This is a genomic window from Nanoarchaeota archaeon (assembly GCA_018897155.1).
In the GTDB taxonomy this organism is placed as follows: Archaea; EX4484-52; EX4484-52; order EX4484-52; family LFW-46; genus LFW-46.
Genome location: JAHILE010000024.1, coordinates 1 through 12,827, shown reverse-complemented (window position 1 = coordinate 12,827; position 12,827 = coordinate 1). Strand labels below are relative to the sequence as shown.

The following is a 12,827-nucleotide window of genomic DNA, read 5'->3' as shown; positions in this document are numbered from 1 at the left end:
TTAAATAATGCCTATGATTATTCCGTTTGCATTGCGGTAAGGGCTGTCGTATTTCACATTCTCAATATCTTTCAAATCGACCTGTACCCAGTCATTATTTTTAGAGACCCGTTTTAGGAAATATTGTTTTTTGAACTGTATTTTTCTCTTTTTAATCAATTCATCCAAATAGGGATTTTCGCCAAGAGGCATTGTAACAATAATTGCTCCGCCCGGCGAAAGGCATTTTTTAAGGTTTTCAATTGCTCTAGGTATTTTATTCGGGTCTTTTGGCTCTTCATCCCATCCCACGTGTTCCATAGTCGATATGCTTAAAATCAGGTCATATTTTTTTGACGGCTTGTAATCCACAACATCTTCATTTATGACGCCATCTGCAATCTCATATTTGTCAACAACATCATGTGTGATCGGGATGTAGTGCGATAAAACATTTCCGATTTCAAGTATTTTCTTACCCTCATATTTTTTCAAGGATTCAAGGGCGACTGAAAGTTCTACTGCGCGCTCATTTTTCCAGGTCACATTATGGATGTGATAAAAGTATGGATATTGCTTTCCGTTGATTTCAAATGTTTTCCCTGACGTGAATATTTTGCGGTAGTGGTACAATAAAAAATTAGCCGGCTTTCTGATTATTTTTCTGGCTCTGCTGTCGCCCGGAATAATGCTTCCTTTATTTGCTGTGTTTTTTATTTCATTCATAAATAATCACCAAATGTTAGGTACTGTTCTATGAGTTTGTCTACTCGCATATGGAGGGTTTCAACTTTGTCATCAATATTTTAATAAATCATCAACCGTGATTTCTTTTGATATCAGCTTTGATCGAAGGTCGTTATGTATTTTTTCTATATCTTTTTTTTGCAGGTTGTGTTCAATATCCCAAAGCCGCAGATACAGTCCCATGTAGTGTGTAAACCGGTAATATGAGTGCATGAATCCCAGGTGCCCTTGTTTCCATGCCCCCCGTACAAAATAACAGACAAAAAATGCTCCTATGCTCTTGTACAGCATTTTAAACAATGAATATTTTTCCCCTTTTTCATAAAGCTGTATCGCATTGATATCGTTGTATCCTGCGTGTTTGATTTCGGTCCATGAAGAGTCATAATCCCTGAACTGATAAAACATAAGGTGCGGATCAATTGACGGTGCTAATGATTTTTCCGGATTGACCATTTTCCCTTCACGGTGTATTATGTTGCCTTTGTAGTCTATGCTTCCCCGTCGCATGAATCGTAAATGCCCTATGCCTTTTGTTCTTTTTGTGAATTTACGGGCATCGCCCCACACCAAAAGATGCTTTCCGGCAGTGATGCTTATTCTCCATGCGCGCACAACATCGTATGATTTTTCGTTTGCAACTTTTGCATATAATTGCAGTAATTCGTCCGGAATATATTCGCCGCATGCCGCAAAAAGCATATACTCAGTTTTAACCTTTTTCCAAAATTTATTCATTAAATCAGGCTGCTCAGCGCGGTTGCCTCTGTTTACATTTGTATACTCTACGCAAAGCTTTTTGCAGATTTCATGAGTGCGATCCGTGCTTGGCGGGATGTCGTCTATAACCAGTATTTTGAATTTGTCTTTGAAATTCCTGATTGCATTTTCGATTCTTTTTTCTTCATTACGACAAAGAAGGCAAACAGTTACATTATCACTCCACATAGCTACACTTCCATGAATTATTTTTCTTGCGAGATTTTGTCGCACATGAATTTATCAAAACTACTTATTATATAATCAATCATGCTTTCAGTCATTCCGGGATAAACTCCAATCCAAAACGTGTTATTCATTATATTGTCAGTGTTTTCAAGGCCGCCGGATATGCGATAGTTAATATTCTTAAAGCTTGGCTGGCGCGTAATATTGCCTGCAAACAGCATCCTTGTCGCTATTTTATTATCTTCAAGGTATTTTACGATATCATTCTTTGTGAATCCTGCGCCTTCACGGATTGTCAGGAGAAATCCAAACCAGCTCGGATCAGCCCCTTTTTCAGTTTCAGGCATAATGAAATATTTATCGTACTTTTTCAGCCCGTTGTATAATAATTTGAAATTTCTTTTGCGCGCATCAATAAATTCCGGGAGTTTTTTGAGCTGTTCAACTCCGATGGCAGCCTGCATGTCAGTGACTTTTAGGTTGTATCCTATGTGCGAGTACATGTATTTATGATCATACCCGAACGGAAGTGTGCCCAATTGCTGGCTGAATCTTTTTCCGCACGTATTGTCGCATCCCGGCCCGCAGTAACAGTCCCGCCCCCAGTCCCTAAATGATTCTATTAGCTGTTTTAGTTGAGGATTATTTGTTACAAGCGCGCCTCCTTCACCCATAGTGATATGGTGGGCCGGATAGAAGCTGAATGTCGCTATGTCTCCGAAAGTTCCGGTATATTTTCCATCGTATTTTGAGCCCAATGCGTCGCATGAATCTTCTATAAGCCAGAGGTTGTGTTTTTTTGCAATTTTTGCAACTTCATTTAAATTGAACGGATTGCCCATTGTGTGCGCGACAATTATGGCTTTTGTCTTTTCAGTGATGGCATCTTCAATTCTGTTATGCTGAATATTGTATGTGCCAAGAGCAACATCCACAAACACAGGAACAAGCCCATTCTGCACAATAGGATTTACGGTTGTTGGAAATCCCGCAGCAACGGTTATTACTTCGTCTCCGGGTTTTAGCTGCTTGTCTCCAAGAGCCGATGAAGTCAAGGCAGAAACTGCAAGAAGATTGGCTGATGAGCCGGAATTTGTCAGCAGGCAATATTTTACGCCCAGAAAATCTGCAAATTCCTTTTCAAACTGCGCTGCAAATCTGCCTGCCGTGAGCCAGAATTCGAGCGCAGAATCAACAAGGGATATAATTTCTTTTTCGTCAAAAACGCGGCCGGCATAGTTTATCTTTGATTTGCCGGGAATAAATTCGTCTTTTTTGTGGGCTAGCAGGCAGTATTCCTTTACTTTGCCAAAAATTTCTTTTTTTATCTCTTCTTTTGTTCGCATTTTGACCCTCGATAGGCATTGTAGCTGGTGCCTCTAGAGATATTTATGAGTTTCTTATTGTTTATAAATTAAAAGACGACGCTTGACGGGAATTATTCTAAATTATGCTATTGGCTTAACTAACCAGTCGGACCAAAATGTCATTTCGGTTTTACGGTTCTTATTTTGTGTTATTTGTGCGTCTTCATAGAACGAGTCGTTTTTATAGTGTGTGGTTGAGACTTCCTCAAAAACCACGCCGTTTTTAGATCTGAAACTATGCTTGACGCCCCTTTCAACAATAATTAGCTCACCTGGCTTGTATTCCTTTTCGACGTCTTCAAGTGTTATGGTAATATCTCCATAGAGAACATGAAATGTTTCCTCTTTCTTTTCATGGTAATGTACCGGATGCTTTTGCCCGGGAAGCATTATGATTATCTTTTTGCAGTACTCCCTGTTTATGCAGCTGATTATTACTGCCCCATATTCATCGAATTTTTCAATGCCGTAATGGTGGGACAATTCAAATTCAATCTTGTTTGGAAGAGTTATCTTGCTGTCGATGAGAATTTGCCTGACGCGCTGGATGATCTGTAAAAATTTTTCTCTCAAATTTTTCATTACGACTTCATTAAACAATATGGGTTTATTCAGGGTTATTTCTTTGTTTGCACAGTATTCCATGTATTTGGAAAAATCATTGGCAAGTATCTGGTTTTTAACATTGGGTATCGCAAAAAATGTATTCGCCATATCCAGTTTTTCGCCTTTTTTTATGTTTCTTTTGGCAAAGACCCCTCTTTTCAGGCCGCATAAGTCTGCTTTTTCCTTTTCCGAGCAATCTCTCCTTATGTCCGAAACCCCGCACATAGCATATGCATCTTGTGCGGATAACAGCCAGTTATTGATTTGTTCCTGTGTGGATGAATATGTATTGAGAGCATATTTGTCTGTTTTAATACCTACGTGCCTTTCAAAAACAGCTGCCCTTTTACTTACTGCTATCTTAATTGCATCTAAATTACCGGGTTCTTCATGCGTTGAATAACCTATGGCGATGTCGGGGTATCTTTCGCGCAGAAAATCTATTTGATTCAATTCCAATACCTTATTGCGGGTTGGATACTCGCCTACGCAATGCATTAAGCAGAAATCTTTCTTCCTGTGCTCAAAAAACGATACTACGCGGTCTATTTCTTCCAGTGACGCGCCAGCTGTGGAGGCAATTACATGTTTTTCAGTTTTCGCTATTCTTTCCAATAATGGCCAGTCTGTGAATGAACAGCTGCCGATTTTTATTATATCGAAATCGTGTTTTTCGATTAAGTCAACCGAGTTTTCATCAAAAGGCGTGCATATGGCTATAAAGCCGTGTTTTTTAATCTCGTCTTTTAGTATTTTTAATTCACTTTCTTTCAATCTTGTTTCTGAGAAGCGTTTTATGTATTTAATATCCATCCTATTTTTAAAATCCGGATGAATGAATGTATCTAAATCCCTGTATTGAAGCTTAAAGCCAAATTTGAAATCAAACTTTTTGCTGACTTCGTGGAATTCTCTTATTATCTTCAAGCCATGTTCCAAGCTGCCCATATGGTTGTTAGCCATTTCAAAAATGAATAATTTTTTAAATATGTCGTTTTTAACCATTTAGACCCTCTTGACTATGCTTTGGATGTTTTTAATAAGTTATCAAATCTTTTATTGAGTTCACGAGGCAAATCATTTTAATTCAGCCAGGTTAAATTGTTTGGCGTAGTTTCTCCAAAATTCAGATTCTTTTATTATTTCTTGATACTTCGTTTTGTATTCTTCGTATTTTTCTTCTAAATTCATCATCTCATAGCACTTGGCCGCAAAATAATAGGCAAATGCATGATCGCTCTTTGTTTTTATTGCGTTTTCAAATCCTTTTAATGCTGTTTCGTAATTTCCCAATCTAAAATCACTATTGGATACAAAATTAAGTTCAAGATTTAGTAAATATGCTTTTTCTTGTATGTATTCTGCTGTAAAATCTTTAGTTTCAACAACCGCTTTTTTGAAATCACAATTTATGTAATCTCCTTTAATATAGTTGTTTTTGATGCAAATATCAAGCATTTCGCTGCCAACAAGCGGAGTTGCCATACTGATTCTGAACCACGTTGCGTCAAGTGTTTTTAAAAATACTCTGGCATCTTCTATGTCTTGTTTTGTTTCTCCCGGAAGCCCTATAAGTATCGACACATCCGAAGCTATTCCTAATTCCCGACAGTCTGCAATTACACGTTTTACTATGGATAGGTCAAGAGGCTTGTGCATTATTTCCCTTAAAACCCTATTACTGCCAGACTCTACAGACAAAACAAGATTATCTACACCAACGCTTTTTAGAGCTTCAAGAACTTTTCTATCCAGAGCATAAAGGGCTAAGGACGATGGGAAAAATGCCGTCAATTTCAGGTCATTTAGGAGATTAATAATTTTAAAAACTCTTTGCCTATTAGACATCAAATGATCATCGAAAAAAACTATTGTTTCCGCTCCATATTGTTTTTTTAGGCGCTCGAAATCCTCTTTTACTCGCCCCACACTATTATATCGCATTTTCCTTCCATGGACTGTGTGCGACGAACAAAAACAACAATGATGAATACAACCTCTTGATGTCATGATTGGCATTCCTTTTCTTCCTCTTTCTTTCTCAAGCGGGAATAAAGACAGGAGAGATGTTTGTTTGTAACCCTCCATATTCAAAATATCATAATCAAAAAATGGTATCTCATCAAGGTTTTCGATGAAATCATGTTGAAAAGACTCTTTGTTTTCTATCTTCTCTTTTGTAATCCACGACGAATTTGTTTTCAGGAACTTTTTTTTGTCTGTCGCCTTTGCAAGTCCCAACAGTGGTTTTTCTCCTTCGCCATAGCAAAGAGCGTCAAAACATGTGCTAGCCCCATATATTTCTTTATACATATTGGTGGGCACACCACCACCCGCAGTTATCAAAGCATTAGGAAATAGATTTCGTAGTATTTTTGCAACATCTAACATGTTATAATATGCGGGGGCAAACAAAGTGGATATCGCTATTATGTTTGGTTGATAGTCGCTCCATTCTTTTGTCGAGAGAATATCCTGAAACATTTCTGAAAATGATTCGTATTTAAAAGCTTCCATATTGTTTAGAATAATATTGAAATCAATGAGTTTTGTTTCAACCGTGATGTGTTTCTTCAAATATGCGCTCATGGAGATCACTCCTAGCGGCATTTCAGCAATAATGCGTCCATAAATACCTGATTTTTTGACGGTTGTGCGCTCATTAAAAGCAGGATTTACAAAACTATCAAAATTCATATACGGCGGAATTATAAATAATATTTTATCCATTATTTCATCTCTTTATCAAATGAGCTTTATGTCATTACGTTATTTGTTTTTTAATTATATCGTTAGTTAAATCATTTTTAAATCTTATGGTATTTTTGATTGAGGAAAATGAAATTCTTTTCCTCAGTTGAATCGGTCATAATTTCAAGCGGAATTAGTTGTTCTTTGCATAAGGTATAACATTTATAATCGAGTTCTTTAAAAAGCGCTATAATTTGATTTGGGTGATATCCAAATTTTGAAGACCATTTCCGAAGCATCTCTGCAAAAACAATCGGGTGGTTATCGGATATTATTTTTCGAGCACCTTTAAAAACAAATAATTCTGCACCTTCTACATCAACTTTGATAAAATCCGGCTTAATTGATTTTTGAGAGCAATAGTTATCCAAAGTGATTAACTGTGCATTTACGGTTGATACATTTTTCTTTTCACTGAGATTGGTTAGTGATGCATTTCCTGAAAGTTCGGTGTCATAATAAAACGTTTCAACACCCTCATGATCCGATACACCCGAGTGAATTGTTGTGATATTGGTTAAGTTATTTAGTGCAATATTAGATAATATGTTGGCATAAGATTCCGGAATTGGTTCGAATGAATATATTTGTGACTTTGGAAATGATTTAGCGAAGTTCATGCCATACCAGCCAATATTTGCTCCGACATCGATCATTACGAACTTATCTTCGTAATTTCTTTTTAAAAGATTTTTTAATACCTTAACTTCGTTTTCTTCAGATTCTAGCGAGTTAAGAATACCTACGGGGGCAATTCCTCGGTCAATGCGATTTGCCATCATCTTTATCCCCATTTCTCTAGTGGTCATGCAAACGCCGTTATCGGTTATCTCAATGGAACGAATATCCGTATTTTTCATAAATTCCGAATAATCAAATAGTTGAGCATGATGAGCCTGGCATTGTTTGGCATAATCTACTTTATTTAATATCCCTGACAGATATTTTGCTCTGATTTCTAACAAATTTGATTCCATATTATTCCTCTAAAAAACTTAATATGGTTCTCTTAGAACCTTCGCTTAAATCAAAAACAGGCTTCCAACCAAGTGATTTGATTTTTGATATGTCAAAACAACTTCTTCGTGTTGAGCTTTTAACAACATCGAACGTATTTACATCCTGTTTTTTTATAATCTTAATACCTCTTTCAGGAAATAGCCCTACTAAAGTGCGTGCTAACTCAAAAATACTTGTCTCTTTTTCGGTTCCTACATTATACGCTTCTCCGTTGCCGCCCTTCAGTAAAACAGTAAAAAATGCCAAAGTAGCATCGGCAATATAACAAAATGATCTCGTAGCATTGCCGCTGCTTTCCATTAAAATATCCCGATTATTAACTATGTCTGAAACAAATGAATGAAATGCCCGTTCATCATTTAAATCCATTCCCGGACCATAAACGTAAGATATTCGGACTATTTTCGTTGGAATGCCGTACTGGTGAAACCAACCGACGCAAATATTTTCGCCCATCCTCTTACTCTCATTATAACACGACTTAACATCCGTCGGGTCTAAGTACCCATAAGCATCTTCATTCATCGGAATGTTTTTATCTTCAACTCTTCCATAAACTCCTCCGGTACTGAAAAACAAAAACCCTTTAAAATCTTCTTTGTTTGTAAGTTTTAATAGGTTTATTGTTCCGAGCGTATTGGCACTTAGAGTTCCTATCGGATCGGTATCGTAATATTTCGGAATTGCCTGACTTGCTGCATGTATTATATAGTTGATCTTCTCGTTTTTTTTCAGGATGATTGGCTGACTAACGTCCTGAACGATAAATTTCAAGTCTTTTCTATTCTTATGGTGACAGAACCGTTTTAGGACCTTTTCTTTGTTCCTAACTAACGCGATAACTTTTATATTTTTATTGCACTTGTCGTTTAAATAAAGGAGCGTTTCCAGCATATATGCAGGTACGTAGCCATTTGCACCGGCAATTAAAATTGTAGAATTATCTAACATTTCCCACGGTAATTTTTGACGGATAATGAATTCCAGATCTTCTTGCATAATTTTTGTAATCATTGGGTCATCTCGTAATTATTTTGTGCGCATGGTTTTTAATTTTTATCTTGAAGAGGGATTCCACATAATATATGTTTCTATGGAATTATTTCCTTCTTAATATAGTTTTATTATTTCGTTATTTAATTTCAGAACTTCTTTGATTTGATGAGCAATTTCTTCTTGATAGGAATAAGAGGATATCAATATTGGAATGTCTTCCTCCCGGATATCGCCCGGTGTCTTTATTTCTATTCCTTTTAGCTTTTTATCGCTATATTTTGCGTTTGAATCGACAAAATATACTATCTTTGATAAATCTAATCCAGAACTTAATAGTCTTTGAGTATGCGTTCCCACACCCCAAACAATTATTTTGTCTTTGTTCAATAGCTTATCATGGATGGATTTCTTTGTTTCTAAATCATATTTATTACTTTTGGTTATGTAATTTCTCAAATGTATTTCAGAAACATCCTCATGGATCAGTTTAAACTTCTCAGCGTTTGTATTTTTTGATAGAACAAAAATATCTGGATCTATGGACCTATTAGTTCTATTTTCTGTTTGTTGCAGCTCCAGTATTTTAAAAGAATGCATAGCTAATAAATTTCTTATGGATTCTTTGGAAAAGTAATTAATATGTTCCGTACTGAAATGTTGAAATGGAGGGATGATATGCTGTTCAAATCTTTCAGCATCAGGAATTTCTAAGAATAATAAACCATCTTCTTTTAATAATGACTTGATTTTTTGCATCGAATTGTCAAGGTCAACCAAGTGTTCCAAGACCGCAGATAAAGTAATCAAATCGAATTTTTCATCAGTTTTAAAATCAAAAATATTATTGGCGATTGCTTTAATATTGTATAATTCCATTGTTGTTTTTGCACACGACGGCGATGGGTCCAGTCCTAAAAGATTGGAATATCCGTTTGTTTTAAATATTGATAATAAACCGCCTGTCGAACATCCAATATCCACTATTCTTGCGTTGTGGTTTTTTAAATGCGGATTTAAAAAGTTAAAAATTTTTGTGAAGTGGTTGATATACTCATTTGAAACAACACCCTTTCTATAATTAAATTCCCATTTTGATTGTAACGCATAATAATCGTTGAATTTGTTTTGCTGGGGTATGTTATCTGCATAGGCAAATCCACACTTCTTGCATACGACAACATCATAACCCGTTATTGGAGAAATAACGTCGTTATTAAAATTCTGTTTATAGAGATGAGTCTTTTCTGAGCACTTACATATTGGACAAACTCTTTCATTTTTTTTATGTTTTTTCATCAGTGCACCTATTCATATGCTTTTTTAAGCCTTTCAGCATCGTTATTCAAGACATCTTCGGGAAATAATCTATACTTAATTATACTACATTCTGCGCATGTTTTGCACACTGTTTTGGTTCCATCAAGCATAGTTCTCCTAAAGCGTTGGAAAGTCTTACCGTTCCAAACTTCAAGTACTGATTGTTCATTGCAGTTTCCCATTATTTCAGGATATTCAAAAGAATAACAAGGAACTACTTTTCCATCAGGATTGATCTGCATGTGGAAAAATGGTTGCGGGCAAATTTGAACTTCAGAAATAGGCAACCCGAATTGAGTGACTGTTATGTCTTTATTTTTCAATACTTTCTTATAGTCCACACCTGAATGAATAGGAACGGCATGTTCAATTGCAATGCTGTCACAAATATCTCCAAAAATTTTGTAAAATCTCTGCTCGTCTTCTTTATTATCTAATGCCGTATCTACGATTTTAAGATAAACGTGCGCATTTCCCTTATTTTTATAAAAATAGGCTATATTTTTAACGAATTTCTCAAAGTCAATATCTACTCCACAAATATCTTTGTATTTCTCTTTTGAAGTTCCTTGTAACGATACAACTAATCTCGAAAGCCCTGCCGAGATAAGAGAATCTGACACTTCTGGAGTCAAAAGTGATGCATTTGTTAGAAGTTCCACTTTATTTGCTACCTTTTTTGAAACCGCGTATTTAATCATATCTACGATGTTTTTATGCAATAGTGGTTCTCCTATACCTACAAAACGCAACACCTTTATTTTATCGGGAAATTTGGCGAAATCATCCATACATTTTTTGAATAGTTCAAAGTCCATGATAACCTTGTCCGAGATAAATCCTCTCTTGGAAATATCTAATGGAAAGATACAATATTTACATTTAAAATTACATGCGTATATGGGAAATATCTGTACAACAAATGGCGTATTCAAAGGAAGTACCTCCGCAAGTTTTGTTCTTTGTCCACCCGGCGCATGTCCACTAAGATCTTTTGCTTTCATTATCAAACCTCTTAAATTGTGAAATTTTTATAGATATTTTCTATACCTTTCATGAAATTTTATTAAGTTGTTAGGACTAGAATCATGCCACATAAGATAGCCCGCATCATCGCGAGAGCATCCTTTGTTTTTTGGGATGAATGTGCCGGGTATATGGCATTTGTATAAAATCGAAATGAAATGACCGCGTATGTCCCTATCTTGAAGTATGCACTGATTTATTGCTATTGGAGTTGTTTCAAAAGTAACTCCAGCTCCTATTTCTGTTTCAGCTACTTTTTTTACCCTTTCTTCTAATGTTTCCTTAAACCGGACAATTCCGCCAGGCACATGCCATCCTTTTCCGCAATATTTATCGTTTCTCCACGATAAAAGTGTGCGCCCCTTTTCATCTTTTATTAAAAGATCAACATTAACTAGCGGCGTTGTTTTGCTAATATAATAGAATAACTCATCAGGCAAACCCGCTGATGGATTAGGAACATGTTTTTCAAGAAAGTCTATGGCGTTTGTAATGTTCATAAGCCCCACACGATTCACGTAAATATCATGTTGATTGGAATAAGCTCTTTTCTTTGTTGAATGGCTTTTGCGTTTTGTCTTCTTCAGTAAAAACTTCATTACAGGGAACTGGAAGAGGTTTTCCATAAACCCTTTTTACTATGTATTTGTTAATAAAATCCCTATCCTCTGCAATAAGGCATGTTTCGATACGTTCTCCAAAGAATTTGATATTCATTCCTCTTTGAAGGATGTCTTTCAGGGGCTCCTCGAAGACATTTCCGATTGATACGTGAATATAAGGACACGGTAGTACATCCCCATACTGTGTTACAGAAAACATTCCTTTAATCGCAATGCAACCCATATTAAGTCCATAGGCGGGTGTTAAATGCGTAAACACATTATACTTTTTCTCAAGCTCCCGCATATAGTTCATGTCATCCTTATTAACAAGGGCCTCAAAATTACCTTCCCATGCACCAACAGGCTTTGCATAGGTCACAAATACGCCTATGCCCTTTTTATTGAAAAATTCTAGAAATTTTATAAACTCCTCTGAGTGAAGCCTTTGTTTGGTAACTACGGTTTGTACGAAGATGCCTAAGCCCGCCTCTTGAGCTATATCAATTGCTTTCATTGCCCGGTCATACGCACCCATGGTGTTTCTAAAGGCATCATGTTCATCAGCATCAAAGCTGTCCAGACTTAATTGAATCCTATCAACACCAATGCTCTTTAGATGATTGGCTCTCTTTTCATCCAATAGCCATCCATTAGTATCGCAGTTGATATAGAATTTTTGTGGGTCAATAGCTTTTACCAATTCATCAAAATCCTTGAATACCAAAGGCTCTCCGCCGGTAATTGTAACGCGCGCAAGCCCCAATTCATCAGCCTGCCGGAATAGTTCTTTTACATCCGCTATGGTGAATTGCCTTTTATCGTTTTTGCCTTGAAACCCTTTTACAGAGCAGTGTTGGCAGCGGAAATTGCAAGTATAATTATACTGAAACTGAATAATGGCAATGCTTTCGCCTCTTTTAATCTTTTCGTTAAATTTCATGATTTTTTCATAAACCTGTGGCTTCGCTTCTTTTAACTTGTTCCTATTGCTTGCTTCTGCGGTTTTTAATTTTTGAGATTCCATAGTATCGCCATATATTTAGGTATCCTATTGATCGTATCATAAATCTGTTTGTGATACTTTGATGTTCACTTTATTGACAAATAATATAAATCTATATTTGTGCAAACAAGGTTGCAATATGATTGCGATACTCAATGTTTTACGATTACACACATGCAGTTATCCGTATTTCATTAAATGCCCGTTTCTTTGACTTTTTAGGGAATACGCATAGAAATAACAGAAGTTTGAGATTTAACGGGTTCTAAATTGTCGTAATTACGTTACCCGATTGTAAAGAATGGCAAAAGAAAGCTTAAATATCGTAAATGGCTACTTAAGTTAGAATTGTCCAGAAGTTAAGAAGTTGTAACTACTTTACAGAGATTATAATTTAAAGATTTATAAATGTCATTTTTCAACATTGAGTATGGCATTGAAAGATGGCGCATTTACGGGATC

The 12,827-nt window shown here is 36.1% G+C and carries 11 protein-coding genes; all 11 read right to left on the bottom strand.

All coding sequences use genetic code 11. The features are described from left to right. Window positions 1-705, bottom strand: coding sequence for a class I SAM-dependent methyltransferase (locus KKB09_02580; protein ID MBU4300081.1), 705 nt, complete (start codon window positions 703-705; stop codon window positions 1-3). Window positions 706-777: 72 nt separating this feature from the next. After that, window positions 778-1,674 (bottom strand): glycosyltransferase, encoded by an 897-nt coding sequence (locus tag KKB09_02575; GenBank protein ID MBU4300080.1) that lies wholly within the window; start codon window positions 1,672-1,674, stop codon window positions 778-780. Window positions 1,675-1,691: 17 nt separating this feature from the next. Continuing rightward, window positions 1,692-3,020 (bottom strand): lipopolysaccharide biosynthesis protein RfbH, encoded by a 1,329-nt coding sequence (gene rfbH / locus KKB09_02570; GenBank protein MBU4300079.1) that lies wholly within the window; start codon window positions 3,018-3,020, stop codon window positions 1,692-1,694. Between the two features lie 102 nt (window positions 3,021-3,122). Then, the gene (locus KKB09_02565; protein MBU4300078.1) at window positions 3,123-4,652 is read right to left on the bottom strand and encodes an N-acetylneuraminate synthase family protein; all 1,530 of its coding nucleotides are present in this window, start codon (window positions 4,650-4,652) and stop codon (window positions 3,123-3,125) included. 72 nt (window positions 4,653-4,724) lie between these two features. After that, a complete protein-coding gene (locus KKB09_02560) occupies window positions 4,725-6,377 on the bottom strand; it encodes a B12-binding domain-containing radical SAM protein (GenBank protein ID MBU4300077.1) in 1,653 nt (550 codons plus the stop codon). A gap of 77 nt (window positions 6,378-6,454) precedes the next feature. After that, complete coding sequence (locus KKB09_02555; protein ID MBU4300076.1) at window positions 6,455-7,375, bottom strand: FkbM family methyltransferase; 921 nt, start codon at window positions 7,373-7,375, stop codon at window positions 6,455-6,457. A gap of 1 nt (window position 7,376) precedes the next feature. Then, window positions 7,377-8,432, bottom strand: a complete 1,056-nt coding sequence (locus tag KKB09_02550; protein MBU4300075.1) for an NAD-dependent epimerase/dehydratase family protein — start codon at window positions 8,430-8,432, stop codon at window positions 7,377-7,379. A 96-nt stretch (window positions 8,433-8,528) separates the two neighbouring features. After that, window positions 8,529-9,710, bottom strand: coding sequence for a class I SAM-dependent methyltransferase (locus tag KKB09_02545; GenBank protein MBU4300074.1), 1,182 nt, complete (start codon window positions 9,708-9,710; stop codon window positions 8,529-8,531). An 8-nt stretch (window positions 9,711-9,718) separates the two neighbouring features. Further along, on the bottom strand, window positions 9,719-10,735 hold the full coding sequence (locus KKB09_02540; GenBank protein ID MBU4300073.1) for a radical SAM protein: 1,017 nt from the start codon (window positions 10,733-10,735) through the stop codon (window positions 9,719-9,721). Between the two features lie 27 nt (window positions 10,736-10,762). Continuing rightward, the gene (locus KKB09_02535; GenBank protein ID MBU4300072.1) at window positions 10,763-11,257 is read right to left on the bottom strand and encodes an NUDIX domain-containing protein; all 495 of its coding nucleotides are present in this window, start codon (window positions 11,255-11,257) and stop codon (window positions 10,763-10,765) included. A gap of 25 nt (window positions 11,258-11,282) precedes the next feature. Beyond that, the gene (locus tag KKB09_02530) at window positions 11,283-12,386 is read right to left on the bottom strand and encodes a radical SAM protein (GenBank protein MBU4300071.1); all 1,104 of its coding nucleotides are present in this window, start codon (window positions 12,384-12,386) and stop codon (window positions 11,283-11,285) included. Window positions 12,387-12,827 lie beyond the last annotated feature (441 nt).